This is a genomic window from Saccharopolyspora sp. NPDC050389, assembly GCF_040655595.1.
Classification (GTDB): domain Bacteria; phylum Actinomycetota; class Actinomycetes; order Mycobacteriales; family Pseudonocardiaceae; genus Saccharopolyspora.
The window spans coordinates 99727-125662 of the sequence record NZ_JBFAKG010000012.1; the positions used below are offsets into that span (position 1 = coordinate 99727).

A 25936-nucleotide genomic window follows, 5' to 3' on the forward strand; every position below is an offset into this window, starting at 1 on the left:
ATGAGACGCAGGTAATCCTGCTTATCCTGTCGCTCGGCGTGCTCGCTCTGCTGCAGCTGACACCGTGGGTGGCGCTGGCCGTCGCGCGCGCACGGCGGCTATAGCAGCCCAAAAGACTCACGGCCCCGTGGTCAACTGGCGGCGGGCTCCCGAGGACGCGTAGCGCTTGGTGGTCAGCCCGCACGTCGGTAGCCGGTGGGGCCGAGGTACCGGTGGTTCTCCGATTGCGGGTCGGGTTTGCGGTCCTCGGGCGGGTCGGTGGTCGTGGTCGAGCGAGGGTGCGCGTTCTGCGCATCTCCCGGGCGCGGGCGCCAGCGCGACAGATCGCGGCGCACCACTAGCAGCAGCACCAGGCCCACGACGAGCAGGCCGTGGGAGAGCAGGCGGGTGGCGGGCACCGCGTTGTTGATGACGTCGAAGACGCTGAAACCGCTCAGCACCACCAGGAACGCGGCCATCACCGGCAGTAGGCCGGTGCTCGCGCGGACCCGCCAGGCCGTCCACAGCATGCCCAGGCCGAGCGCCAGGTTCCACGCGGTGCTCTCGTTGAGCAGGTGCCCGGTCATGGCGTCGCCCATGCCGTGGTCCGCGAAGTGGTTCACGCCCAGCACCTGCGCGATTCCCAGCGCCACCTGGCACAGCGCGACTCCCGCGAGCAGCAGCCGCGGCCACCGGCGCGGGACGTCGCGCATCGTCCGGGCGGCGTCGAGCACGGACTGCGCGATGTCCGGTGTCGGTTCGACGGGGCGGACTCGCAGCGCCCGGTTGAGCTCCGCCGCGCGCTGCTGCCAGGACCGGCAGGCAGCGCAATCCGCGAGGTGGCCCTCCAGCTGGTCATCGGGCACTGGCGCCGGCTCGCCGTCCAGCCTCGCCGACAGCGCCTCGCGGTACGTGTAGCAGTCCACGTCCATACTGTCGCTCGAAGTACGCCCGGAGTTCCAGGCGGGTTGCTGGTTCAACCGGTTCCTTCGGACTGCTGGGCGGTTTTTTCGAGCAGCTGCTCGCGCGCGCGAGCCACCCGGGAGCGCACGGTGCCGATCGCGCAGCCGCAGACCTCGGCGGTTTCCTGGTAGGACAGACCGAGCACCTGGGTGAGCAGCAGCGCCTCGCGACGTTCGTCGTCGAGCTCGTCCAGCAGGATGTTCAGCTCGACGATGCCCTCGAAACCCGCCAGCCCGCCCGCGCCCCGGTCGGCAGCGGCGACCCAGTCCGCCCCGGAGTCGGTGCGGGGCCGGGAACGCTCGTAGCGCACCTGGTCGACGACCACGCGGCGGGCGATGGACAGCAGCCAGGTGCGTGCCGAGGAACGCCCGGAGAACCGGCGGATGCTCTTGAGCGTCCGCAGGTAGGTCTCCTGCGCGAGGTCGTCGGCGAGGTGGACGCCGGCGAGGTGGGCGATGAAGCGCCACACGTCGCGCTGGGTGCCCCGGATGAAGCCCTCCAACGCACCGCGGTCACCTGATCTCGCCGCCAGCGCCAGCTTTGTCAGCCGGGCGTCCTCGGCTTCCGAGCGACTCATAGCCCGGCAGGCTAGTAGGCCGGTGACGCTGTGAATACAGCTGCCTGCGCGGTGTGCCGGGGCGCACAGCCCTCTTGCAGGATTTTCCCAGCCGGCGGGAAATTTCACGTCCGACGGCGGGAACCGCGGGCGTTCCCGGTCCGACAGGTGTGTCGACGGCGCGCATCGATTCTAGGAGGACCGCCGGAATGGCCTGGTACGCGGACGACGAGTTGTGGTCGGTCTTCTCACCGGTGATGTTCTCGCCCGAGCGGGCCGCGCTGGCGGCCGAGGTGGTGGCGGGCTCGCCGCTGTTCGACTTTCCCGCTGGGGCGCGGGTTCTCGACCAGTGCTGCGGGATCGGGTTGTTCACCGTGCCGCTCGCGCGCCGCGGATATCCGGTGACGGGCGTGGACCTGAGCCCGCTGCTGCTGGCGCAAGCGGAGAAGGCGTGCGCGGATGCCGGCGTGCAGGCCCGGCTGGTGCGCTCGGACGTGCTGGATCACGTGCGGCCGGGCGAGTTCGACGTGGTGCTGAACCTGTTCACGTCGTTCGGCTACTTCGACGATCCGGAGCGGAACCTCCAGGTGCTGCGCAACGCGCACGCTTCGCTGGCGCCGGGCGGGCAGTTGCTGGTCGACGTGCTCGGCAAGGAGATCTACGCCGGCTGGGTCGGGCCGCCGAAGGTGGTGGAGCTCGACGACGGCATGGTCGTCATGCGCGACACCGTTTTCGACGGCTGGACCCGGTTCCGGACCGACTGGACGCTGGTGCGCGGCGACGTGGCGAAGCACGCGTCGATCACCTGCTTCGTCTACAGCGCGGCGGAGCTGGTCGCGCTGTTCGAGGCGGCGGGCTTCGCGGCCGTCGAGTGCTTCGGCGGTTTCGGCGCGGAACCCTACGACAACCACGCGCAGCGGTTGATAGTCCGGGGAATACGGCGCGATTGATCTTTCCCGGGAACTTCGAGCGGTGCCGGTCCGACTACCGGGAGGACGGATGCGCCAGGAGGATGCCGAATGCAGCAGGGCCGGGACGAACCGACGGCCGTAGCACCCCGCCCGCCGACGCGGAGCGGCCGAGTGCGGCTGCTCGCGGTCGTGCTCGTGCTGTCGGCGGTGCTGGTCGTGTCGGTGCTGGCGGGCATCGCGCTGGGGCCGACGGTGGTGTCGCCGGAGGACGTCGTGCGCTACCTCCACGCGGCGTTGACCGGCGGCACGATCCGCTCCGACGAGGTGACCGGCTACAGCATCGTCTGGCAGGTCCGCACGCCGCGGGTGCTGCTCGCGGTGGTCGTCGGCGCCGGGCTGAGCGTGGTCGGGGTGGCGATCCAGGCGATGGTGCGCAACGCCCTGGCCGATCCGTTCGTGCTGGGCATCTCGTCGGGAGCGTCGGTGGGCGCGACGGCGGTGGTGGTGTTCGGGGTGTTCGCGAGCCTGGGCGTGTACGCGCTGTCGGCGGCGGCATTCATCGGCGCGCTGGCCGCATCGGTGCTGGTCTATGCCGCCGCGAGCAGTCGCGGAGGGATGACCCCGTTGCGGCTGGTGCTCACCGGAATCGCGCTGGCGTACGGGTTTCAGGCCGTGATGAGCGTGCTGGTGTTCCTCGCGCCCAACGGCGACGCCGCGCGGATGGTGTTGTTCTGGCTGCTGGGCAGCCTGGGCGCGGCGAACTGGGGATCGCTGCCGCTGGCGGCGGCCGCGGTGCTGCTGTGCATCGCGGTGCTGAGCCGCCACAGCCGTTCGCTGGACGTGCTGTCGATGGGCGACGAGACGGCAGCGAGCCTCGGGGCGGACGCGGTGGTGCTGCGTCGCTGGCTGTTCCTGCTGACTTCCGCGGTCACGGGCCTGCTCGTCGCGGTCAGCGGCGCGGTGGCGTTCGTCGGGCTGGTGATGCCGCACCTGGTCCGGATCGTCGTCGGCTCCAGCCATCGGCGGGTGCTGGCGGTGGCGCCGCTGGCCGGGGCGTGCTTCCTGGTGTGGGCCGATCTCGTCTCGCGCACCCTGTTCGCCCCGGAGGAACTCCCGTTGGGCGTGATCACCGCGCTGGTGGGCGTGCCGGTGTTCATCACGCTGCTGCGGCGCCGCGGATATCTGTTCGGAGGCCGGTAGATGCAGTTGCGCTTGGACGGGGTGTCGGTGGAGATCGCCGGCCGGACGCTCGTCGGCGGCCTCGACCTCGACGTCCACAGTGGAGAGATCGTCGGGCTGCTCGGCCCCAATGGCAGCGGGAAGTCCACCGCGCTGCGCTGCGTCTACCGGGCGCTGCGCCCCACCGCCGGGGCGGTGCTGCTCGACGGCGCGGACGTGGCCGGGATGACACCGCGCGAGAGCGCCCGGTCGATCGCCGCGCTGACACAGGAAAGCCGCAGCGAGCTGGACTTCACGGTGGCGGAAGTGGTCGCGCTCGGCCGCACCCCGCACCTGCGCGGCAACCAGGCCCTCAGCGCGCGGGAGCACCAGCTGTGCCGGCAGGCGATGGAGCGGGCCGACATCGCGCATCTCGCCGACCGCGGCGTGCTCGCCCTCTCCGGCGGCGAGCGGCAGCGGGTGCTGATCGCGCGGGCGCTGGTGCAGGAGCCGCGCGTGCTGGTGCTCGACGAGCCGACCAACCACCTGGACGTGCGCCACCAGGTGGAACTGCTGTCGTTCCTGCGCGCATCGGGGCTCACCGTGCTCGTCGCGCTGCACGACCTCAACCTCGCCGCGAGCAGCTGCGATCGCCTCGCGGTGCTCTCCGGCGGCTCGCTGGTCGCCACCGGAAGCCCGGCCGATGTCCTCACCGCCGAGCTGATCCGCCGGGTGTTCGGCGTGGAGGTCACCGTCGTGACCCATCCGCGCAGCGGCGCGCCGCAACTGCTCTACGACCTCAGCGCCGACTACGAAGGGACCCGACCATGATCCGATCCGCGAAGCGCCGGTCGCTGGCCGTGCCGCTGGTCGCGGCGCTGCTGGCCACCGGTTGCGGCGCGTCGGTGGAACCGGCCGCCCAGGACGGCCCGCCGCCGGTCACGATCACCAACTGCGGCGTGCCGGTCTCCTATCCGCGCCCGCAGCGGGCGGTGTCCTACGACGTCAGCGGCACGGAGAAGATGTTCGCCCTGGGGCTCGCGGACCGGATGCGGGGCTACGTGATGAACGCGCAGGCCGAGCCGTCGATCGCCGGTTCGCCGTGGCGCGACGACTATGCGCGGGTGCCCAGGCTCGGGACCTCGCGGATCACCCGGGAGATCGTGGTGGACGCCCAGGCCGACTGGGTGCTGGCCGGTTGGGGTTCGGGGTTCAGCGAGGAGCGCGGGATCACCCCGCAACTGCTCGACCAGGTGGGCATCCGCAGCTACCTGCACACCGAAACGTGCTGGGGCTACGGCGACAAGCGCCCGGTGCCGCCGCTGGAGGCGCTGTACGCGGATCTGCACAACCTGGGCCGGATCTTCGGCGTCGAGCAGCGGGCCGACGAACTCGTCGCCGAGCTGCGGGGACGCATCGCGAAGGTCGAGCAGGGCCGCCCGGCCGGTGTCCCGCCCGTGCCGGTGTTCGTCTACGACTCGGGCGCGGACCAGCCCTACACGGCGGGCCGGTACGCGGCGCCGACCGACATCGTTGCCGCCGCGGGCGGCCGGAACGTGCTCGACGACGTGGCGAAGGGCTGGACGACGGTCGGCTGGGAGTCCATCGTCGCCGCGAAACCCGAGGTGATCGTCATCATCGACTACGCGGGGCAGTCCGCCGCGGACAAGCAGGCCTTCCTCGAATCGTTGCCGGCGATGCGGTCGGTGCCCGCGGTGCAGCAGAAGCGCTACTTCGTGCTGTCCTACGGGGACGCCGTCAGCGGGCCGCGCAATGCCAAGGGGGCGGAGGACTTCGCCGCCTACCTGCGTTCGATCGGGCGGTGAAACCGTGACCGCGACAGCCCCCGCCACCGCGGCGACGGTGCACGAGCACATCACCGACGCGCTGAAGACGCCTGCCCTGATCCGGTTGGGCGAGAACGTCGTGCTCGCGCGGTTCGAGACCATGAAGGTCTACGCCGCCCTCGGCGCGGTGCGAACCCTCTTGGAACGCGGCACGATTCGGCCCGGGCAGACCCTCGTGGACAGTTCGAGCGGAATCTACGCGCTGGCGCTCGCGATGGCCTGCCACCGCTACGGCCTGCGATGCCACATCGTCGCATCGACCACAGTGGACGCTTCGATGCGCGCGCAGCTGGAAGTGCTCGGCGCGAACGTGGACCAGATGCCGCCCTCGCAGGACCTCCGGCTGGACCAGCGGCGGCGCGTGCGACGAGTGCGCCGGCTCCTCGCCGAAAGCCCCGAGATGCACTGGATGCGCCAGTACCACGACGGCGTGCACTACCTGGGCTACCGGGAGTTCGCCGACCTCGTCACCGACGCGCTGCCGGGCGGGCCGCTGACCGTGGTCGCCGCGGTCGGCACCGGCGCCTCGTCAGGCGGCCTCGTCGAGTCGCTGCGCGGGCGGGACCGGGCGGTGCGGCTGTTGGGCGTGCAGCCCTTCGGCAGCGTCACGTTCGGCAGCGACGGCTTCAGCGATCCCGATGCGATCATCGCGGGGATCGGCAGCTCGATCTGGTTCGACAACGTGCGCCACCACCTCTACGACTCGGTGCACTGGGTCGACTTCCGGCACGCGATGGCCGGCGCCGTCGGCCTGCTGCGCGAGCACGCCGTGTTCGCAGGCCTGTCGACCGGCGCGGCCCACCTGGTCGCTGGCTGGGAGTCGGCGCGGCATCCGGAGGGCACGCACCTGGTCATCGGCGCGGACACCGGACACCGCTACGTCGAGCGGGTTTTCGCCCGGCATCGCGAGGCGCTCGACCCCGCCGGGCTGCGGCCGAAGGAGATCACCTCGCTGGACGATCTCGCGCCGCCGTGGTCGACGATGGAGTGGGCGCGCCGGCGGTGGGTGCCGCGGAGCGGACAGGAGCGGGCGGAATGACGATCGCAGCGCTGGAAGCCTTGACCTTCGGCCTGGGGCGCCTGGTGGACGCCGCCGACCGCGCCGGGCAGCGGCTGTGCCTGCTCACCGGCAACCGCGACATCTACCGGCACGAACTGTCGCGGCTCGACCCGGGCGCGCTCGACGTCGTCGACGTCGACACCCGCGACACGGCCGCCTGCACCGCCGAACTCGAACGGCTGCCAGGGCTCGACGGCCTGATCAACTCGACGGACACCTGGCTGCTGCCCGGTGCCGAGCTGGCGGCTCGGTTCGGCCTGGCTGGCCCGGATCCCGAGGCGGCGCGCACGATCCGCGACAAGCTTGCGGTCCGGGTGCTGATGCACCATCACGGCCTCAGCCGCGGCACGGCCATCGCGGTGCCGGCCGGCTCGTCGGCGGCCGAGCTCGTCCGGCGGGAGGTCGGCCTGCCCGCCGTCCTGAAGGACTCGGCGGGCACCTCCTCGCGCAACGTGTGGCTCGTGCACGACGAAGACCAGCTGCGCACCGCCGTCGCCGAAGCGGCGGACCGGCGGTTGTTCGGCCGGCTGCTCGCCGAACCGTTCCTCGCCGGGCCGTTGTACAGCGCGGAAACGCTCACGTGGGCGGGCCGGACCCGGTTGCTGGGCGTCCACAGCAGGCAGCTGTCGCGGCACCCGCACGTGCGGGAGGAAGCCGCCGCGTTCCCCGTCGCGTTCCCGGACGCGGATCGCGCCGACCTGGAGCAATGGGTGTCACGGGTGCTCGCCGTGGCCGGCCACCGCTGCGGTTTCGCGCACGTCGAGTTCGTGCTCACCGCCGAGGGGCCGGAACTGGTCGAGATCAACGGCCGCATCGGCGGCGCGATGGTGGGGGAGGCGCTGTGCCGGTCGTTGAACACCAACGTCTACGAGGCAATGGTCGACATGGCGCTCGGCAAGGAACCGGAACTCCTTGACGCCACAGCGGAATCCGGCCCGGCGGTGGCGTTCGTGCTGGTCTACCCCGATCGGATCGGCACGTTCACCGGCATGGCCGGCATCGAGCGGCTGCCCGGCTTCCCCGGAAGCCCGGAGTGGTATCCGACGATGACGGCCGGGAACCGCATCGAGAGCCTCGGCGACCAGCGCGCCTGCACCGGAATCGTGCTGGCCGAGGCGGCGACGGCTGAGCTCGCGCTGCACCGCGCGCTCAGCGCCGCCGGCGGCCTGCACCCGGTCGTCTCCGGGCGCTGAGGTGGCCTCGTTCACCAGCCGACAATGGTTCCTGCTGGTCAGCTCGTTCTTCATCGCGCTGGGCGGGTTCGCGGTGCTGCCGTACATGTCGGTGGTGCTGCACCAGCGCCTCGGCATGAACCTGGGAATCGTCGGCGTCGTCCTCGCGGTCGCCTCGCTCGTGCAGTTCTCCGGGGCGGTCGTGGGCGCGGCCGTCGCCGAACGCATCGGTTTGCAGCGGACCATGGTGCTGGCGCTGGTGATCCGCACCGCCGGGTTCGCCGGGTTCGTCGTCGGGCTGAGTTGGCCGGTCGCGGCCGTCGCCGCGCTGGTGCTGACCTCCTGCGGCGCGGCGCTCTACCTCCCGGCGAACAAGGCGTACCTGCTGCTGGGCGTCGAGGAGGATCGCCGTCCGTTGCTGGTGTCGGCCGGAAACTCGGCGATCAACGGCGGAATCGCGCTCGGTCCGGTCGCCGCCGCGCCGTTCGTGCTCAACGACTCGGCGGCGTTGTTCGCGACGGTCACAGCGCTGTTCGTCGTCGTGACGATCGGGCACGCGCTGCTGCCTGTGGAGCAGGGTTCCGATCGCCCCGCGGGGAAGCCGGACCGGGTGCTGGCCGGAATTCCCCTGCTGCCCTTCACGATCACCGTTGTGACCTTGTACCTGCACATGTTCTTCTACAACTACCTGGCGGTCTACGCGGTTCCCCGAGTGTCCACAGTGTTCTACGGCGTCGCGCTGATGCTCCACTCGCTGGGATTGGTGGTGGCGCAGCCGTTGCTGGCCGGCTGGATCGGGCGGCTGCCGTACTCCCGCGCGATGCTGATCGGCTTCGCCGCCATGGCGACCGGCATGGCGGCGCTGGCGCTCGGCGGCGCCGCCGCGATCCTGGCCGGAGCGCTGGTCATCTGCCTTGGCGAGGTGGTGCTCTTCCTGAAGAACGACCTCGAATCCCTCGCCCGTTCTGGGCGGGCACCGGCCGTCGTCTTCGGACAGCAACGCCTCGCGGCCGGAATCGGCGCCTTCGCCAGCGGAATCATCGGCGGCCTCGGCTACGACTTCTTCGACAGGGCCGGCAACGCCCACCTGTTCTGGCTGGCGGTGGCGGCGCAATGCGCGCTCCTGCCGCCGCTGCTGGCCATCGCGTTCCGGCGCGGGCAAGGCAATTCCGAGGAGGATCATGGATCTGGCTAGTGCGAAGGCGGTCGCCGATCGATTGCGAGCCGACGCCGCCGACCGGGACCGCGCGAACCGGCGGCCGGTCGAAGAGGTCGAACTGCTCCGCGGGTCGGGACTGCTCGCCGTCCCACCGGACGACCACGTGACCACGCACGCGGTGACCAGGATCGTGTCGGCGGCCGATCCCTCGATCGGGCACCTGCTCGGGTACCACTACCTGCACCTGTGGCGAGCCGGGCTGTTCGGCGATCCCGAGACGGCGGCGTGGATGCGGCGGCAAACCGCCGAGCACCGGTTGTTCTGGGCAGGCGTGAGCAGCCCGCCCAACCCGGCGGACGCCGGGCTGAAGATGACCACTGTGGACGGAGGATTCCTGGTCAACGGCCGGCGGACCTTCGCCACCGGTGCCGCCGTCGCGGACCGGCTGGTCGCGAGCGCCCGGGACGACAGCGGCGAGATCCGCACGTTCCTGGTGGACGCCCGCGCGCCCGGCATCGGCCACCCCGATGACTGGGACAACATCGGGCAACGCCTGTCGGCCAGCGGCAGCGTGGTTTTCGACGACGTGCGCATCGGCGCGAACGACATCCTGGGCTCGCCGCCGAGCGGCGACGTCCGGATTTCCCTGACATCGCTGGCGTTCCAGGCGATCCTCGCCCAGACGTGCGTGGCCATCGCCGAAGGTGCGCTCGCGGAAGCCGCCGACTACACCCGCCAACGCGCCCGGCCCTGGCTGCTCAGCGGCGTGGCCGCCGCAACCGAAGATCCGTACGTCCTGGCGGGCTACGGCGAGCTGGTCGCGAGCGTCCGGGCGGCCGGGCTGCTCGCCGACCACGGCACGGCCGCGCTGCAGGACGCGGCGGATCGAGGCGCGGCGCTGACCGCGGAGCAGCGCGGCGAGGCGGCCGCGACGATCTCCGCAGCGAAGATCGTCGCGACCAAGACGGTCAACGAGACGACGGCCAGGATCTTCGAGTTCATCGGCGCGAGAGCCACGGCGGGTTCGTTCGGCTTCGACCGGTTCTGGCGAAATGCCCGAACCCTGACGCTGCACGACCCGGTGACCTACAAGGCACGAGAACTCGGCGCCCACTACCTCACCGGCGAGCCACCCGAGCCCACGGCCTACAGCTGAGGCGGAAGTGAGGTCTGTGCCGGTGGGGCGGCCTCGTCGTGGCCGCGAGCCGCCGCCTGTGGAAGTATTCGACAGCCCGCGAACGAGGTGCGGGCCGCGGAAACCGGGCCCGGGTGGCAGTTGTGCCCCGAGTGGCGGGTGAGCGCGGGAGTCCTTTCGGAAAGCGGCTGTTGAATGGCAAGTGGTAACCGGTACGTCCAGCTCGGGCTGATCGCCGCCGTGCAGGTGCTCGCCATGGCGATGTGGTTCTCCGCCTCCGCCGTCGTGCCCGCGCTGCGCGAGGCGTGGCACATCAGCGACATGCAAGCCGTCTGGCTGACCGCGTCGGTGCAGGTCGGGTTCGTCGCCGGGGCCGTCGTGTCGGCCGCCTTCAACCTGCCCGACCGGTTCCCGCCGCAGCGGGTGGCCGCCTGCTCGGCGCTCGGCGCGGCGGCTGCGACCGCCGCCGTCCCGCTGCTCGCCAACAGCTTCGGCCCGGCGGTGCTCTGCCGGCTGTGCGCGGGCTTCTTCCTCGCCGGGGTGTACCCGGTGGGCATGAAGCTGATGGCTTCGTGGTTCGGCGCCGCCGGGCGCGGGCTCGCGCTCGGCGTGCTCATCGGCGCGCTCACCGTCGGCTCCGCGCTGCCACACCTGATCAAGGGGCTCGGTGCCCTGCCCTGGCAGGGCGTGCTCATCACCGCGGCTGCCATCGGGGTCGGTGCGGCGCTGCTGGCGGCGACGCTGGTGCGGCCGGGACCGCACCTGTCCGGCGGCGGTGCGAGTCACCGGCCGCGATACGCGCTGGAGATGTTCCGGGAGCGCGGGCCGAGGCTGGCCAACCTCGGCTACTTCGGCCACATGTGGGAGCTGTACGCGCTGTGGACGTGGCTGCCGTCGTTCGTGGCCGCTAGCACCGGGAGCGGTGAGACGACCGTCGGGCTCGTCTCGTTCGCGGCCATCGGCGTCGCTGGCGTGGTCGGCTGCCTGCTGGGCGGCTGGGGAGCCGACCGGTTCGGGCGGGCTCCCGCGGCCGGGGCGGCGCTCGTCGTCAGCGGCGCGTGCTGCCTGCTGTCCCCGCTGGTGTTCGGCGCGTCGTGGCCGCTGCTCCTCGTGCTGCTCGCGATCTGGGGCGCGGCGGTGATCGCCGATTCCGGCGTGTTCTCGACGGCGCTCAGCGAGGTCGCCGACTCCCGCTACGTCGGCACGGCGCTGACCGCGCAGACCGCGATCGGTTTCCTGCTGACCGTGGTCACGATCAACCTCGTGCCCGTGCTCTCCGCGCTCGTCGGCTGGCGCTTCGCCTTCCTCGTGCTCGCGCCGGGCCCGATCCTCGGAGCGCTCGCGATGCGCGCACTGGGACGCCGGACCCCCGCTGAAGGCCGAGGGAGCTAGCGGACGCTGCGGAAGTTGTCCGCCGGCACGTGGACGGAATCGCCCGAATCCAAGGTCACCGCGACCTCGTCGGGCCGCCACTCGACGGACCGGATCCGCGGCTCACCGGAGCCGAACCGCAGTTGCACCGGGTAGTAGTGGTCGGCCGCGCCCGGGCCGATCCGCAGCTCGTACTGGGTGCCGGTCAACCGGGAAACCCGAACCAGGTAGAGCTCGCTGGCCCACTGGGAGCCCGAGTACTCGTAGGTCACCCCGGAAGCCTCGGACGACTCCTCGTGCAACACCTTCTCGCGCAAGGTTATCGACGGTCCGACGAAGACCAGTGCGCCGAAGAACACCGCGCCGACGAGAAGTCCTGCCACGACGGGCAAGATCAACATTTTGCGGGACACCGCGCCCAGTATGCCAAAAGGTGCGGTTCAGCCGGACTTCTCCCGGAACACCCACCACCGCGAGGCGGTGTAGGTGAACGCCGCGACGCACGCCCCGGCGAGCATCCGCGCCAGCCGGAAGTCGACGCCCAGCGCGGAAACTCCGGTGGTCACGCCCATCGTGAGCCCGTAGTCGCAGGCGATCACCACCGCGTAGCGGAGGACCTGCCCGCCGACCGGGGCGTGCGACCGGAAGTTGACCGTGCGGTTGAGCACGAAGTTCAGCCCGAAGGCGAACACGTACGCCACGGTCACGGCGATCGGCAGCGGAAGCGCGGTCCAGGCGCGCAGCGCCGCCAGGATCCCGAGATCGATGAGGAAGGTGAACCCGCCCAGGATCAGGAAGCCGACGAGTTCGCGGGAAAGCACCCGGCGCAGCCGGGCGGGAAGCCGGTCGACCCACGAGGTGAGCAGGTCGCCGGCCCGCTCGGCCGCGCGGGCCCTGGTCATCGTGGTCTGCTCGTCCATCCTCATCCCGCTGCGGAGATCGCGTCGTGGGCCCTCACTCAATCTATGAGATCGCCCGGGAGGAGAGTTGTCCGCCGAATCCATGCCGTGAGCGGCGACCTTTCGCCAGGTGTTCAAGGATTGTTCGGCATTCGTTCCGCCGCCGTGCCCGAACCGCCGCCGGTCTCGTAGCGCCCGCCCGACTCCTGCGAATGTCTACATTGGATCGATAGTGCACCGGCGGGCCTGTGGATCGAAGGCGCCCTCGTGGCGGGCGGCGGCACCATCGACTACCGACTGTCACCACGTCGAACGCCGGCCGACGAGGCGGTCCCGGTCGGCTGAGCCCACTTGGCGAGCATCCGAGGACGGCGGACAATGGCGGCGGCAGCAACAACTACCGCCGGTAGTCCAGGAGCCAGCGATGCGCCTAACCAACCTCACCGCGGAACCGGCCGAATACGCCAGCGCCCGCGAGGAACTGCGCGAAGCCGAGATCGATCTGATGCGCCACCGCGAACGGGTCGCCGACCTGCGCCGCAGGCTGCCGCAGGGACCGGTCGTCGACGACTACGTGTTCGAGGAGGGCCCCGCCGATCTCGAAGCGGGTGACGCGCCCGTGCAGGCCGTGCGGCTGAGCGAGCTGTTCACCAGGCCCGGTCGCGATCTGGTCGTCTACCACCTGATGTACGGCAAGCGGCAAACCGAGCCGTGCCCCATGTGCACGATGTGGATCGACGGCTTCAACGGAGTCGCCCGCCACGTCGCGCAGAACGTCGACCTGGCCGTCGTGGCCGCCGCCGGCCTGCCGGAGCTGCGCGCGCACGCCCGCGACCGGGGTTGGGGGAACCTCCGCCTGCTCAGCGCCGGGACCAGCACCTTCAAGTACGACCTCGGCAGCGAGGACGCGGAGGGCAACCAGGACTCGACGGTGTCGGTGTTCACCCGCGACGGCAGCGGATCGGTCCGGCATTTCTACTCGGCGCACCCGCGGATGTCAGAGGACCTCGACGAGCGCGGCATCGACCTCCTCAACCCGGTGTGGCACCTCCTCGACCTCACGCCCAGGGGCCGGGGCGACTGGTTCGCGGCCCTGGACTACTAGCGCGGACCGCAGCAGTGGACCGGGGGCACTTGGTCGCGGGGCCGTGAGTCCTTTGGGCTGCTATGGCGACCCAAAAGACTCACGGCCCCGTGCCTACCGGAACCTCGGCTCGCCGACGTCAGGCGCGGTCACTCCGGCCGGACGAGGATCTTGACGTTGGCCTCCTTGTTGCCGACGAGCTCGTCGAATCCCTTCGGCACGATCTCGTCGAGGCCGATCCGGCCGGTGATGAACTGGAACGGGTCGACCTTGCCGCTGGCGATCATCTCGATGGTCGCGGGATGGTCGCCGGCGTAGGCGAGGCTGCCGATGAGGTTGATCTCGCCGAACACCAGATCGTTCATCGCGACGGCGGCCTCGTGGCCCCAGATCGCGACGTTCACGCAGGTGCCGCCGACGCGCGTGGAGCGGATCGCCGACTTCAGCACGGCGTCGATCCCCGCGCACTCGAATGTCACGTCGGCGCCGCGGCCCTCGGTCAGCTCCAGCACGGCAGCGGTGACATCCACTGTGGACGGATCGAGCACGTGCTCGGCGCCGGCCACGTGCGCCTTGGCCTTGCGCACGTCCGCCGGTTCCACGGCGATCACCCGCTCGACGCCCGCCGCCCGGAGCGCCGCCGTGGTCACCAGGCCGATGGGCCCGGCCCCGAAGACGGCCGCGGTGTGCCCCGGGCGGGCGCCGGAAAGCCGCACCGCGTGGTAGGCGACCGCCAGCGGCTCGACGAGCGCGCCGACGTCGGTGCCGAGCTCGCCGAGCGGATGAATCCAGCGGCGCTCGGCGACGACGAACTGCGAAAATCCGCCGCCCCCGCCGGAAAGCCCGACGAATCCCAGGGATCGGCAGACGTTGTACCGGCCCTGCCGGCAGGCGTCGCACCGCCCGCACACCAGGTACGGCTCGACGACGACGCGGTCGCCGATCTGCAGGTCGCGCACGCCGTCGCCCAGCTCGCTGACGACTCCCGCGAATTCGTGGCCGAGCGTGACGGGCACGGTCTCGCCGGTGAGCGGATGCGGGGCGCCCGTGCGCGGCGCGAAGATCGGTCCTTCGAGGTATTCGTGCAGGTCGGTGCCGCAGATCCCGCACCACTCGACCGCCACCTTGACGGTGCCGGGACGGGTCGCCGGTTCCGGCACATCGTCGACGCGGATGTCACCACGGCCGTAGAAGCGTGCTGCTCTCATCGCGGATTCCTCGCTCTGCAGGAGGTTGCGGGCTCCGCTCGAGCATGCGCTGAGCCAGGCCGAGGCGAAAGGGCGCCAAGCCTGATGTTGGTGGCCGTCAGAGGGCCAGCGATGCCCAGCCGCCACCCTGGGCGAGCAGGTTCTGCACGGCCAAGGCGTGGTCGGCGAACCCGGCGAGGTCGCGGTGCAGCAGGGCGGCTCGCTCGTCGTCGAGCGGCGCGATGTCGTCCGCCCACAGCTCGCACGTCCAGCTCGCGGCCGGGTACATCGAGGTCAGCAGCCGCGCGACCTCGGCGGACTCGGTCCCGCCCGCGGCGAGGTAGTCGGCCAGGATCTCGCCGCACGCAGCCATCAGCTCCCGCAGGCCGCGCACCGCTTGCCCGGGCGTGCCGTCCCAGTCGGCGCGAGGCCAGGCAGACGAGCCGAGCTCGAGCCACAGCCGCCACCCCGCGATCAGCTCCTCGTGGTCCCGCGGCGTCCATTGCCCGTCCATGACCCGAGTGTGCGCCCGATTCGGCCACGCGAGCGGATGGCATTCCTCACTCCCGCGGCATTCGGCCCAACTGTCCTTTATGGACCATCCCTGCCGGGATGCCAGCCCCGGCCGGTTGCGGCGATCCTCGTGAAAGGATGGCCTGGTGACGACGGAGACGAGCGCGGATCGCGTGCTGTACGGGTGCATGGGGCTCGGCGGGAGCTGGGACGCCGAGCCTCTCACCGCGGCCGACATCGCCGCGGCGGAGGCGGCGATCCAGGCGGCGCTGGAGATCGGGATCACGACGTTCGACCACGCCGACATCTACCGGCGCGGGAAGGCCGAGGCGGCCTTCGGTGAGGTGCTTTCCAGCACACCCGGGCTGCGCGAACGCGTCGTGCTGCAGACCAAGTGCGGCATCCGGCAGGCCGAGGGCGACCGGCCGGGGATCTACGACCTGCGCGGGGACAGCATCGTCCGGCGGGTGGAGGAGAGCCTCGCCCGGTTGCGCACCGACGTGATCGACGTGCTCCTGCTGCACCGGCCCGACCCGCTGGCCGATCCGGAAGACGTCGCCAAGGCGCTCATGTCGCTGCACGAGCAGGGCCTCGTGGGGAGCTTCGGCGTGTCGAACATGAGCGCAGCCCAGATCGCGCATCTGCAGGCGCATCTCGGCGTTCCGCTGGTCGCCAACCAGCTGGAGATGAGCCTGCACCGGCGCGACTGGTGCGAAGCCGGGGTGCTGGTGAACACCGCCGAAGGCGCGGCGAACGGTTTCCCGCTGGGCACGATCGAGCACTGCCGGGCGAACGGGATCTCCCTGCAGGCATGGGGCCCGCTCGCGCGGGGCAGGTACACCGGCGGCCAGGAAACGCCGGCCGAGCGGGCGACCGCGGAGCTCGTCGCGGCCCTGGCGGAGGAGAAGGGCACGACGCCGGAGACGATCGTGCTGTGGTGGCTGCAGCGCCACCCGGCGAGGATCGCGCCGGTCATCGGCAGCGCGAAGCCGGAAAGAATCCGCGCCTGCCGCGACGCGGTGCGGCAGGAACCCGGCCTCACGCACGAGGAGTGGTACCGGCTCTGGATCACGGCCCGCGGCGCCGCGCTGCCCTGATCGGCGGCGGTCGTTGCCGCAACCCCTCGCCGGGTCGTGGGATCGTCGATCACCGGAGAAGATCTGACGCCGCTGGTCGTCGAGCAGACCCACGAGCGTGTCCGGTCGGCGTAGACGGACGAGCATGCTTCCGAGACGGTCGATGATGGCTGGCCACGAGGGTTTCCGGTTCACTCGAAGCCATGTCGTTGCCCACCGCCACGCTGGTCGCGGCCACCATCCTCACCGGGCTGTCCGCCGGCCTGTTCTACGGCTTCGCCTGCGCCGTGATGCCCGGCCTGCGCCGGTCCGACGACCGGACCTTCGTGACCGCGATGCGGCGGATCAACTCCTCGATCCTCAACGGCTGGTTCGCCATCGGGTTCCTCGGCGCGTTCGTGCTGCCGGTGGTCGCGGCGGTGCTCCACCTCGGCTCGCTCAGGCTGCCGTGGATCGTGGCGGCGATCGTGCTGTACGCGGGAGGCACGCTGGCGATCACCTTCCGGATCAACGTGCCGCTCAACAACGAGCTCGAAGCGGCAGGGGGCCGCACGAACTTCGAGTCCCGATGGGTGCGCTGGAACGTCGTCCGAGCGGTGTCATCGACCGGCGCGCTCGGCTGCCTCGCCGCAGCACTTGCCGCAGCACTTGCCGCATAGCGTCGCGCTCGACGCTCGGGACTTCCGCATTTCCTTGGTCCTGGCGGGGAAAATGCTGCCGGCGCGCTTCTGGAACGACGTTCCTGCAGGTGCGGGGCCGTGAGTGCTTTGGGCTGCTATAACACCCCAAAGCACTCACGACCCAGCCTGGCCGGCGGAACCCTCGAACTGCAATCGAAACTCCCCGCACCTGAGGCGTTGGCCTATGCCGGCTTCGGGGCGGGAGGCGTGGGCCGGTGCCCGGACGCGATTTGCTCGACCTGCCCGACGACGGCTGCCTGCCACTCGGAGGGAACGACGGCGAAGACACCGTCGTCGACGGCCTGCAGCGCATCGCGGGCGACGAGGGCCGGATCGACTCCTTCGGGCGACATGCCGGTGGAGACCAGCGCGGGGCAGATCATGGTGACCCGCACCGGTGTGTCGGCCAGGGCCATCGCCGCGTGCTGAGCGACGGCGGCAACGGCGTGCTTCGACGGGCCGTACGCCCCTCCGCCCGGGAAGACCGTGAGCCCGGCCAGGGATGCGGTGATCAGCACATGGGCCTGCTCACCGGAGGCGAGCAGGCCAGGTACGAACGCCCGGAGCCCGTTGACGATGCCGCCGACGTTGATGCCGAACACGCGGTCCCACTCGTCGGCCGGCACCTCCCACGGCGCGCCCAGCGAGGCTCCCACCACACCGGCGTTGAGGCAGATCAGACGCGCCTGCGGGGCCTGCGCCGCCAGCGCGCTCATCGCGGCCGGGTCGGAGACATCGCCCGTCACGCCCGTCGCGCCGAGCCGTCTCGCGGTCGCGGATAGGGCGTCGGCATCGACGTCGGCCAGGACGAGATCGGCGCCCTTGGCGTGGAGTGCCTCGGCCAGCGCCCGTCCGATTCCGCTCGCGGCACCGGTGACGACCGCGGTCAGGGTGTCGGCTGCCAAGGACGTCCTCCAGAGATTCGAAGTTCGAGCAGAATGATCAAGCAGCAGTATAGGCAGGAGACCACGCCACAACACCAGTGCACACCAATCCGGGCCGGCCTGGTCGCCGCCCTTCCCCTGCCCGTGGCGCGCCCCCCGGAGTCCGCGGAGATTGCGTTCGAGGATTTCCGCAAGCAATTCGGAAGCCAATATCCGGGCGCCGCTTGGATGAAAGCGCGCCATCTCGGACTGCGAAATATCACGCCATTTCGGCGGGCCATCCGAAACTGGGACATGAGGCTGGTGGCAAGCCCTCGGCACACCAGTTCTGGACTCGGCTGACCAGTTGCCGTGGGAACTCTGAGAAGACTATTGCTCCTGGGCTTCTTCGGCGTGAACGGGTTTGTGTTGCTGGATCAGGATTTCGCCCATTTCGGTCAACTGGACTGGGTGACGATCAATGGTGAAGAATCTTCATCGAAGTAAGGTGGGCGGCACGTCGGAAACATCACCAGAAGGCGAGGATGCCCGTGAGGGAAACAATCGGGACGCGCGGCCGCCATGCGTCAAATTCCCGGGCTGGTGGCGACCTGATCTACTCGGTTATCCGCAGTGGAACGAATAACGCAGGAATTCTCGTCGCGGTCCGTCTCGGTCAAGGCGAGCTCGGTGCTATCTCCCCGAATCCGGCCCGCGCCTGACCCGGGGCCGGGAACTCGAGTCATCCACCGTTCCAGTCCGCGGCTGTGACGCGCCGGTTCCGGGGCGGATCACGCATGTTCCAGGCGGTTCACCGCAGAAAGGTCGATGCATGCGAACCTTGATCATCGACAACTACGATTCGTTCACCTACAACCTCGCCGACTATCTCGCGGTCGCCAACGGGGAGCAGTGCGAAGTCATTCGCAATGACGATCCGGCGTTTCGCCTGCGGGACCTGGAGCACTTCGACAACGTGGTCCTGTCGCCGGGGCCAGGGCGTCCCGAGCGGGCGTCGGATTTCGGCATCGGTGCGGACATCATCCGGTACGGCGAGCTGCCGCTGCTGGGCGTGTGCTTGGGATACCAGGGGTTGTGCTCTGCGCATGGGGGGACGGTCGGTCCTGCGCCGGAAGTGCGTCATGGCCGGCTCTCTCCGGTCTTCCACATGGGCGAGTCGCTCTTCGACGCCGTGCCTTCGCCCTTCTCGGCGGTTCGCTACCACTCGTTGGTCGTGGTCGAACTGTCTGACGATCTCGTCGCGGACGCCTGGACTTCCGACGGGGTCTTGATGGGGGTTCACCACGCGAACCGTCCACAGTGGGGAGTCCAGTTCCATCCGGAGTCGATCTGCACCGAGCACGGCGACCGCATATTGCGGAACTTCGCCGACCTGACCAGGCTGTGGCAGTACAGGGCCGGGCGACGTCCACGGCCACCTCGCCAACGGCGGCCCATCCCGAGCCCGGATCGCGCACCATCCACGGCGCGATTCCGAGTACTCGTCGAGGAACTTGCCGGCTGGTGCGCACCGGAGCGCGTGTTCGACCGGCTCTATCGATCCAGTGAGCATTCTTTCTGGTTGGACAGCAGTCTTTCCGACTCTCCCAATGGACGGTTCTCGTTCATGGGTGACGCGACGGGGCGCCTCGCCCGAGTAGCTGAGGCCGATACATGGCGGGGTACGACGGTCGTCCGTTCCGTGGCCGGGACGGACGAGATCCCGGGGACCTTCCTGGACTGGCTTGAAGCTGATCTCGACTCGCTGGTGGTGGAGGTCCCGCCCTTGCCGTTCGATTTCGCCCTGGGTTGGGTCGGCTATCTCGGGTACGAGCTGAAGTCCGAGTGCGGAGGACGCCGTGTGCATCGGGCCGAGACGCCTGACGCCGCGATGATCTTCGCGGACCGCGCCATCGCTTTCGATCACCACGAGTGCCGGGCCTACCTGTTGGCCTTGGCCGAAGTGGCGGACGAAATGCCTGCCAGGCGGTGGCTGGGGGAAACCGAAGCGAAGTGGAACGCGATGTGCGCGCTCAACGTGGCCCTGGTGGTGGAACCGGAGCCGGCGGAACTCGTCACGGGCTTCGAGTTGCGCCACGACAAGCGAAGGTACCTCGACCTCATCGAGAAGAGCCAGTGTCAGATCCAGGTGGGCGAGACCTACGAGGTGTGCCTGACGAACATGGCCTGCGGGCACGCCAACGTCGATCCTTGGGATAGCTATCGCTTCCTGCGCACACACAATCCAGCGCCGTTCGCCGCCCTGCTCAGGTTCGGCGCGTTGTCGGTCCTGAGCACCTCGCCGGAGAGGTTCCTCCGGATCTCCACCGATCGCGTAGCGGAATCCAAGCCCATCAAGGGAACTCGTCCTCGCTCGGACGATCCGCACGAGGACCGTCGACTTCGGGAGGAGTTGCTGGCCAGCGAAAAGGATCGCGCAGAGAACCTGATGATCGTCGACCTGGTCCGCAACGACCTCGGCACCTGTGCGGAGCCGGGTTCGGTGCACGTCCACAAGCTGTTCGACATCGAGTCCTTCGCGACCGTGCACCAGCTCGTCAGCACTGTTCGGGCGCGGCTGCGAGCGGATGCCTCACCGGTGTCCTGCGTACGGGCGGCGTTCCCCGGAGGCTCGATGACCGGTGCGCCCAAGATTCGCACGATGCAGATCATCGATGAACTGGAGGAAGGCCCGCGTGGGGTCTACTCCGGCGCACTCGGCTACTTCTCCCTCAGCGGAGCCTCGGACCACAGCATCGTGATCCGCACGCTCGTCGTTGACGAGGGGCGGGTGAGCTTCGGAGTGGGCGGGGCGATCACCGCGTTGTCCGATCCGGACGAGGAATGGGAGGAGACCGCCGTGAAGGCGACCGGGCTGCTGCGGCTGTTCGGCGAACGCTTCCCCGATCGAGACGTAGTGCTCAGCGAGTAAATCGACCCACGTGCGGCACGCATCGCGCACCGTGAATCAGATTTTCTGGTGATCAATGAGTGGCAGACTGCACCCATTGCGGTACTCGTCGAATCGCCGGTCGCGTCAGCTCTGCCTGTGTGGATACTCTGTCATCGTCGTCGTAGGGAGGCTGATTATGAATGAACCCGAGGACAATCTGGACCGTATTATCGGCGCGCACTGGAATTTGCACATTCTCGGTGCTGCGGTCAGATTGGGAATTGCCGATCACCTGGCCGAAGGGCCTCGCACGGTTGTCGACCTGGCCAAGGCCGTCGGAGCCAACAGTGCCAATGCGGTGGGCGCATTCCTCAGCAACGCCGAGTCGTTCGGTCTCGTGCGGAGAGTCGAAGGGGATCGATTCGCGGAAACCCCGATGCTGGCCCTGCTCCGGCGCGATGGTGGCGCATACCGCAACATCGTTTCGATGCTCACCGGCCCTGGTCTCTGCCGCCCCTTGGAGATGCTGCACCGCGTCGTGCTGCGAGGCCGGTCGCACACCGAAGAGGCGCTCGGTCAGGGGTTGTGGTCTTATTACCAGGACAATCCGGAGGAAGCGGCCTCGTTCGCCGATTTCATGAGCGAGCTGTCCGGCATGGTGGCAGACTCCGTGCTGCCGCGGTACTCATTTTCGGGGCGGAACAAAATCATCGATGTCGGCGGCAGCAATGGAACATTCCTGTCTCGCATTTTGATGGAGTACCCGGACGCTGCTGGTGTCCTGTTCGACTTGCCGAACGTCATCGAAAGGGCACGTCGAAACATCGCAGAGCAGGGTCTGGCCGCCCGTGTCGAGTTCGTCGGCGGCAGTTTCCTGGAAGAGGTACCCGAAGGCGGTGACATCTATCTGCTGAAAAGTGTGTTGTCCGACTGGGATGACGAGAGCTGCGTGCGAATCCTGTCGCGCTGCCGGGACGCGGCTCCGCCAGGAACTCCGGTGGTCGTTGTCGACTGGCTGTACCATGATGACTCGAAGTCCCTGTTCGATGCACTCGACTTGCGGCAATTGGCCAGGGTCGACGGCAAGGTCCGCACATTGCCGCAGTACGAGTCTCTTTTTGAATCGGCGGCGCTCGATCTCAAGAGAGTGGACAGGCCGGCCAACGGCGACGCGGCGGGTGAGTGGGCTCCGACCACCGTGTTCGAGACGATTCGTCGGTAATCTTGGGCGCTGCACGCACGACTGGTCCCGAACCGGCGTGCGTGCGCTACCGTCCCGGCTCCTGGAGATCCTCGACAGCGACCGCTATGACGGCGTTGCCCGCTGGCCGGTTCGCCGACGGGCGACCTCCGGTAGTCGAGTGAAGCTCGCCCGGCTGATGCTGCAGGTCGGGTTCCGCACACTGCTGGAGCGAATACCCGGCCTGCGCCTCGCGGTCGACGAGGACGACGTGGTGTGGCAGGAGGGGATGATCCTGCGCGGCCCGGCCCGCCTGGAAGTCGCGTGGAACCCGGGTGAACTGGGCGCGACTCGCGCCGAATCCGGAGTCCTGCCCGGTCGAGGCGATCACCGTGCGGGACGCCGGCACCGGCGAGGTGCTGGCGCCCGAGCGGTGAGCTCCGGTCAGCCACGCGGCTTGGCCGCGACGAAGACCGCGTAGCCCAGCGCCGATCCGTCGGCGATCCTGGGCAGCGCGGCGCGCGCGTTGGCCCAGTAGTCCTCCTCGCCGGGCGGGTCGGCGAAGGTGTGCGGCAGGCGGGCGACGTTGTCCTGGACCGCCGCCAGCGTCTGCCGCCAGCTGCGGTCGGAGACGTCGATCGCTTCCACCATGACGAGACCGGCCTCCGCCACGGTCTCGGCGTAGTCCTCCAGCGTCGGCATTTCGGAGATGTGGAACCCGGCGAGCCGTTCTTCTACGGCGGTCTGCTCGTCCAGGTCGGGGCCGCGCCGGATGAAGTCCGCGACGGCGAGTCTGCCGCCGGGCCGCAGCACGCGCGCGGCCTGCGACAGCGCGCGAAGGCGGTCGGGCATGTGCAGCAGGGACTCGAACAGCCATGCCGCGTCGAAGGATTCCGGCGGGAATGGCAGGTCCAGGGCGTCGGCGAACTCGAAGCGCACCCGGTCCTGGAGGCCTTCTGCCGCCGCGCGTTCGGTCGCCGCGGCGAGCTGCTGGCGGCTGACGTTGACGCCCACCACGTCGACGTTCCTGGCGCGCGCCAGGCGGACGGCCGGTTCTCCGATGCCGCAACCGATGTCGAGCACGGACTGCCCCGGCTCGACCGCCAGCTTCTCGATCATCAGGTCGGTCATGTTGTCGGCGGCCTCCCGCATGGTGCGGGTGGTGGCATCGTCCCAGAGTCCGAAGTGGAGGCTGCCGTCCAGCAGTGCGGTGAACATGTCGCCGTGCTCGTCGTGGATTTCACCGGCTCCCGGTGATGGTCGCGGTGCTCTGGTCATCTCGTCGATCTCGCCTTCGGGGCTGCGGTGACTGCGGAAATTGTTTCGGCGCGATCCGGCTGTGCCGGCCGGAAAAATGGGGACCGCACTGCACGCTATTGCAGCGGAATGGGTTGCTGCAACCGCGGAAACGACTTCGACCTGATCGTGGAATCAGCTGGGAAATGTGGATCAGCGGCGCGGTTTCGTCGCGTCGCGTGCGGGCGTCGATAATCCACTGGAGTGAACCGGTGGAATACCGGGTGTCGGCTATTCTCGGCCGTTGCTGGGCCATTTCGGGACACCTAGCATCGTGGGCGTCGTCCGCAATTCTCACCGAATGTTCAGCATCTGATTGCAGGAGGAAAAGATGGGCACGAGCGACGTGGCCGGCCCGGTGGAACTGTCCATGAGCGATGAGTTCCTGGCCAATCCCCACCCGTGCCTCGCGGCTTGGCGGGAGGGCGGTCCGGCGCAGCCGGTCGTCCTGCCGGACGGGCGCGAGTGCTGGGTGGTGACGCACTATCCCGACGTCGTGAACGTGCTGTCCAGTCCTCACGTGAGCTGCGACCTGTCGCCGGAGCGCAGCGGCACCGACGAGGTGGCTCCGGAGGTGGCCGAGGCGTTCCGGTCCATCCGGCAGGGCCTTTTCATCAACATGGATCCGCCCGATCACACCAGGCTGCGCAAGTTGGTGGTGCGCGAGTTCAGCGCGCGACGCGTGGAAGCGCTGCGACCGCAGGTGCAGGCCATCGCCAACGGGCTGCTGGATGCGTTGCGCGGCAGGGACGAAGTCGACCTCGTCCGCTACTACAGCTATGCGTTCCCGGTGTCCGTGCTGTGCGCGCTGCTCGGCATTCCGGACGAGGACGCCGTGCAGTTCCGGGAGTGGACCAACCAGGCGCTCGGATTCGTCGGAGACCCGGAAAAGGCGCACGAAGTGGTCTCCGCGGTCAACTCCTTCTACGCGTACTTCGAGGAATTGCTGGCGGCCAAGCGCAGGAATCCCACGGACGACCTGCTCAGCGCGCTCGTGACGGGCGCGGGCGGGGAAGTGGACGATCGGGAGCTCGCCGGCGTGGCGCTGCTGCTGTTCGTCGCCGGGCACGAGACGACATCGCATTCCCTGGCGCTGGGCGTGCTTTCCCTGCTGGACCACCCGGCGGAACTCGCCGCCGTGCGGGAAGATCCCACCGCGCTGGCGGCGCACGTCGACGAACTGCTGCGCTACGACGGGCCGTCCACGCCGGGGGTGTTCCGCTTCACCACGGCCGACATCCAGCTCGACGACACGACGATTCCGGCGGGTTCCTGGGTGCTCGCCTCGCTGGCGGCCGCGAACCGCGACCCCGCGCGGTTCGCCTCGCCGGACGCGCTGGACTTCGACCGCGCGGAGAACCAGCACGTCGCGTTCGGCCGGGGCATGCACTACTGCCTCGGTGCTTCCCTGGCCAAGGTCGAGATGGAGATCGGGCTCGGCTCGCTCTTCCAGCGCTACCCGCACCTCGAACTGGCCGTGCCGGTCGATGAGTTGCGGTGGCGGCCCGGCTACATGCGCGCGGTGGAGGAACTCCCGGTGCGCCTGGGGCCGCGCAGGAAGAGCTGACCCGGCCCGTGCGCGGTGGCGGATGCTCCGCCACCGCGCACGGGACCGTCAGACCCAGGCCGACAGCCGGGGCAGCACGGACTGCAGCACCGCGGCGATCTCGTCGAACTGCGGCTGGTCGCAGATCAGCGGAGGCGCCAGGTGGATGTAGGGCTTGTCGTGGTCCCCGCACCGGATGTGCAGGCCCGCGTCGAACAGCGCGCGGCGCAGCCGCCGGTCGATGAGCTGCTCGCACTCCTCGGGTGAGAACGGCTCCTGCGTCGCTTTGTCCTTGATCAGCTCCAGGGAGAAGAGGAACCCGGCGCCCTGCACGTCGTTGACCACCGGCAGGTTCCGCAGGCCCTCCAGCGTGCTGCGCAGCGCCGCCTCCTTGCGCAGCACGTGCTCGTAGACGTGCTCGCGCTCCAGGATGTCCATGTTCGCCATGGCCACGGAGGTCGACACCGGGTGGCCGCTGAAGGTGTAGCCGTGGGCGAACATGACGTGCTCCGGCAGGAACGGCTCCAGCAACCGGTCGGAGGCGATCATCGCGCCGAGCGGCGAGTAACCGCTGGTGATCCCCTTGGCGCAGCAGATGATGTCCGGCTCGAAGCCGAAGCGGTCACAACCGAAGAGGTGGCCGAGCCTGCCGAAGGAATCCACGATGTCGTCGGAGATCAGCAGCACGTCGTACTGGTCGCAGATCTCGCGGACGCGGGCGAAGTAGCCCTCCGGCGGCACCACGCAGGCGCTCGGGTGGGGCAGCGGTTCGAGGATGACCGCGGCGACCGACTCCGGCCCCTCCAGTTCGATGGCCGTCCTGATCTCCTCGGCGTCGTACGGGTCGGCCACGTTGCGGCTGACCGGCCCGCGCGGCTCGAAGATCTGGTGCAGCAGCGCGAAACCGCCCATCGCCACGGCCGCGTAGGTGCTGCCGTGGAAGGACCACTCGCGGCTGATCACCTTGTGCTTGCCGGTCCGCCCGGTCAACGCGTAGTACTGGCGGGCCAGCTTCCACGCGCTGTCGACGGCTTCGCTGCCGCCGCAGGTGAAGAACACGCGGTTGAGATCGCCGGGCGCCGCGGCGGCGAGCCGCTCGGCCAGCTCCACGGCGGGGCGGGGCGCATGTTCCATCGCCGGGAAGTAGGCGAGCTCGGCGGCCTGCCGCGCGGCGGTGGCGGCGAGGTCCTGCCGCCCGTAACCCACCTGGACGACGAACGCGCCGGCGACCGCGTCGAGGTAACGGCGCCCCTGTTCGTCCCAGACGTAGGGCCCCTCACCGCGGGTCATGACGGACACCGGCCCGTCCGTCGGCTCGCCGTAGCCGCGCATGAGGTGGTCGCGGGCGGCGAGCCCGAGGCGGCTCTCGGCGGGCTGCGCGGTGGTGGATTCGGAGATCAGAGTCATC

25 protein-coding genes are annotated in these 25936 nt (G+C 69.6%); 16 read left to right on the forward strand and 9 right to left on the reverse strand.

Annotated features, from left to right (window positions below):
* Nucleotides 1-173: 173 nt before the first annotated feature.
* Both AB0I53_RS10515 and AB0I53_RS10520 read right to left on the reverse strand, forming a co-directional pair.
* Nucleotides 174-905, reverse strand: a complete 732-nt coding sequence (locus AB0I53_RS10515) for a zf-HC2 domain-containing protein (protein WP_358599649.1) — start codon at nucleotides 903-905, stop codon at nucleotides 174-176.
* A gap of 50 nt (nucleotides 906-955) precedes the next feature.
* Nucleotides 956-1519, reverse strand: a complete 564-nt coding sequence (locus tag AB0I53_RS10520) for a sigma-70 family RNA polymerase sigma factor (protein WP_358599652.1) — start codon at nucleotides 1517-1519, stop codon at nucleotides 956-958.
* 188 nt (nucleotides 1520-1707) lie between these two features.
* On the opposite strand from AB0I53_RS10520, the gene AB0I53_RS10525 reads away from it, so the two are divergent.
* From AB0I53_RS10525 to AB0I53_RS10565, 9 genes are all read left to right on the forward strand, one after another.
* Complete coding sequence (locus AB0I53_RS10525) at nucleotides 1708-2448, forward strand: methyltransferase domain-containing protein (protein ID WP_358599655.1); 741 nt, start codon at nucleotides 1708-1710, stop codon at nucleotides 2446-2448.
* A 69-nt stretch (nucleotides 2449-2517) separates the two neighbouring features.
* Complete coding sequence (locus AB0I53_RS10530) at nucleotides 2518-3609, forward strand: iron ABC transporter permease (protein WP_358599658.1); 1092 nt, start codon at nucleotides 2518-2520, stop codon at nucleotides 3607-3609.
* Complete coding sequence (locus tag AB0I53_RS10535) at nucleotides 3610-4398, forward strand: ABC transporter ATP-binding protein (protein WP_358599661.1); 789 nt, start codon at nucleotides 3610-3612, stop codon at nucleotides 4396-4398.
* Nucleotides 4395-5393: an ABC transporter substrate-binding protein gene (locus AB0I53_RS10540; protein WP_358599664.1), complete on the forward strand. Its 999-nt coding sequence runs from the start codon at nucleotides 4395-4397 to the stop codon at nucleotides 5391-5393. The genes AB0I53_RS10535 and AB0I53_RS10540 overlap by 4 nt, the downstream gene beginning before the upstream one ends.
* Before the next feature lie 37 nt (nucleotides 5394-5430).
* Nucleotides 5431-6453, forward strand: coding sequence for a pyridoxal-phosphate dependent enzyme (locus AB0I53_RS10545; protein ID WP_358599731.1), 1023 nt, complete (start codon nucleotides 5431-5433; stop codon nucleotides 6451-6453).
* Nucleotides 6450-7667 (forward strand): ATP-grasp domain-containing protein, encoded by a 1218-nt coding sequence (locus tag AB0I53_RS10550; protein WP_358599667.1) that lies wholly within the window; start codon nucleotides 6450-6452, stop codon nucleotides 7665-7667. The genes AB0I53_RS10545 and AB0I53_RS10550 overlap by 4 nt, the downstream gene beginning before the upstream one ends.
* A gap of 1 nt (nucleotide 7668) precedes the next feature.
* Nucleotides 7669-8841, forward strand: coding sequence for an MFS transporter (locus AB0I53_RS10555; protein WP_358599670.1), 1173 nt, complete (start codon nucleotides 7669-7671; stop codon nucleotides 8839-8841).
* Complete coding sequence (locus AB0I53_RS10560; RefSeq protein WP_358599673.1) at nucleotides 8828-9961, forward strand: acyl-CoA dehydrogenase family protein; 1134 nt, start codon at nucleotides 8828-8830, stop codon at nucleotides 9959-9961. The genes AB0I53_RS10555 and AB0I53_RS10560 overlap by 14 nt, the downstream gene beginning before the upstream one ends.
* Before the next feature lie 174 nt (nucleotides 9962-10135).
* Nucleotides 10136-11332 (forward strand): MFS transporter, encoded by a 1197-nt coding sequence (locus tag AB0I53_RS10565; protein WP_358599676.1) that lies wholly within the window; start codon nucleotides 10136-10138, stop codon nucleotides 11330-11332.
* Here AB0I53_RS10565 and AB0I53_RS10570 read toward each other — a convergent pair.
* Together AB0I53_RS10570 and AB0I53_RS10575 are read right to left on the reverse strand one after the other, a co-directional pair.
* The gene (locus AB0I53_RS10570; protein WP_358599679.1) at nucleotides 11329-11724 is read right to left on the reverse strand and encodes a hypothetical protein; all 396 of its coding nucleotides are present in this window, start codon (nucleotides 11722-11724) and stop codon (nucleotides 11329-11331) included. The two genes, AB0I53_RS10565 and AB0I53_RS10570, sit on opposite strands and share 4 nt — an antisense overlap.
* 27 nt (nucleotides 11725-11751) lie before the next feature.
* A complete protein-coding gene (locus tag AB0I53_RS10575; protein WP_358599682.1) occupies nucleotides 11752-12231 on the reverse strand; it encodes a GtrA family protein in 480 nt (159 codons plus the stop codon).
* Nucleotides 12232-12634: 403 nt separating this feature from the next.
* Between AB0I53_RS10575 and AB0I53_RS10580 the strand changes: the two genes are divergently transcribed.
* Nucleotides 12635-13315: a DUF899 family protein gene (locus AB0I53_RS10580; protein ID WP_358599684.1), complete on the forward strand. Its 681-nt coding sequence runs from the start codon at nucleotides 12635-12637 to the stop codon at nucleotides 13313-13315.
* Between the two features lie 128 nt (nucleotides 13316-13443).
* On the opposite strand, the gene AB0I53_RS10585 is transcribed toward AB0I53_RS10580, so the two are convergent.
* Nucleotides 13444-14502 carry a 2,3-butanediol dehydrogenase gene (locus AB0I53_RS10585; RefSeq protein WP_358599685.1) on the reverse strand — a complete coding sequence of 353 codons (1059 nt, stop codon included), beginning with the start codon at nucleotides 14500-14502 and terminating at the stop codon, nucleotides 13444-13446.
* A 97-nt stretch (nucleotides 14503-14599) separates the two neighbouring features.
* A complete protein-coding gene (locus AB0I53_RS10590; RefSeq protein ID WP_358599687.1) occupies nucleotides 14600-14995 on the reverse strand; it encodes a hypothetical protein in 396 nt (131 codons plus the stop codon).
* A 145-nt stretch (nucleotides 14996-15140) separates the two neighbouring features.
* On the opposite strand from AB0I53_RS10590, the gene AB0I53_RS10595 reads away from it, so the two are divergent.
* Complete coding sequence (locus AB0I53_RS10595) at nucleotides 15141-16091, forward strand: aldo/keto reductase (protein ID WP_358599690.1); 951 nt, start codon at nucleotides 15141-15143, stop codon at nucleotides 16089-16091.
* A 182-nt stretch (nucleotides 16092-16273) separates the two neighbouring features.
* On the forward strand, nucleotides 16274-16729 hold the full coding sequence (locus AB0I53_RS10600) for an anthrone oxygenase family protein (protein WP_358599693.1): 456 nt from the start codon (nucleotides 16274-16276) through the stop codon (nucleotides 16727-16729).
* Nucleotides 16730-16932: 203 nt separating this feature from the next.
* Here AB0I53_RS10600 and AB0I53_RS10605 read toward each other — a convergent pair whose 3' ends face one another.
* Nucleotides 16933-17655: an SDR family NAD(P)-dependent oxidoreductase gene (locus AB0I53_RS10605; RefSeq protein ID WP_358599696.1), complete on the reverse strand. Its 723-nt coding sequence runs from the start codon at nucleotides 17653-17655 to the stop codon at nucleotides 16933-16935.
* A 790-nt stretch (nucleotides 17656-18445) separates the two neighbouring features.
* On the opposite strand from AB0I53_RS10605, the gene pabB reads away from it, so the two are divergent.
* The 3 genes from pabB (at nucleotide 18446) to AB0I53_RS10620 (ending at nucleotide 22167) form a co-directional block, all read left to right on the forward strand.
* Nucleotides 18446-20545, forward strand: coding sequence for an aminodeoxychorismate synthase component I (pabB, locus tag AB0I53_RS10610; RefSeq protein WP_358599699.1), 2100 nt, complete (start codon nucleotides 18446-18448; stop codon nucleotides 20543-20545).
* A gap of 157 nt (nucleotides 20546-20702) precedes the next feature.
* The gene (locus tag AB0I53_RS10615) at nucleotides 20703-21728 is read left to right on the forward strand and encodes a methyltransferase (protein ID WP_358599702.1); all 1026 of its coding nucleotides are present in this window, start codon (nucleotides 20703-20705) and stop codon (nucleotides 21726-21728) included.
* Between the two features lie 37 nt (nucleotides 21729-21765).
* The gene (locus AB0I53_RS10620) at nucleotides 21766-22167 is read left to right on the forward strand and encodes a hypothetical protein (RefSeq protein WP_358599704.1); all 402 of its coding nucleotides are present in this window, start codon (nucleotides 21766-21768) and stop codon (nucleotides 22165-22167) included.
* Here AB0I53_RS10620 and AB0I53_RS10625 read toward each other — a convergent pair.
* Nucleotides 22131-22964, reverse strand: a complete 834-nt coding sequence (locus AB0I53_RS10625) for a methyltransferase domain-containing protein (protein ID WP_358599707.1) — start codon at nucleotides 22962-22964, stop codon at nucleotides 22131-22133. The two genes, AB0I53_RS10620 and AB0I53_RS10625, sit on opposite strands and share 37 nt — an antisense overlap.
* A gap of 349 nt (nucleotides 22965-23313) precedes the next feature.
* On the opposite strand from AB0I53_RS10625, the gene AB0I53_RS10630 reads away from it, so the two are divergent.
* Complete coding sequence (locus AB0I53_RS10630) at nucleotides 23314-24549, forward strand: cytochrome P450 (protein ID WP_358599710.1); 1236 nt, start codon at nucleotides 23314-23316, stop codon at nucleotides 24547-24549.
* 48 nt (nucleotides 24550-24597) lie between these two features.
* Here AB0I53_RS10630 and AB0I53_RS10635 read toward each other — a convergent pair whose 3' ends face one another.
* The gene (locus AB0I53_RS10635; RefSeq protein ID WP_358599713.1) at nucleotides 24598-25935 is read right to left on the reverse strand and encodes an aminotransferase class III-fold pyridoxal phosphate-dependent enzyme; all 1338 of its coding nucleotides are present in this window, start codon (nucleotides 25933-25935) and stop codon (nucleotides 24598-24600) included.
* Nucleotide 25936: the final 1 nt, after the last annotated feature.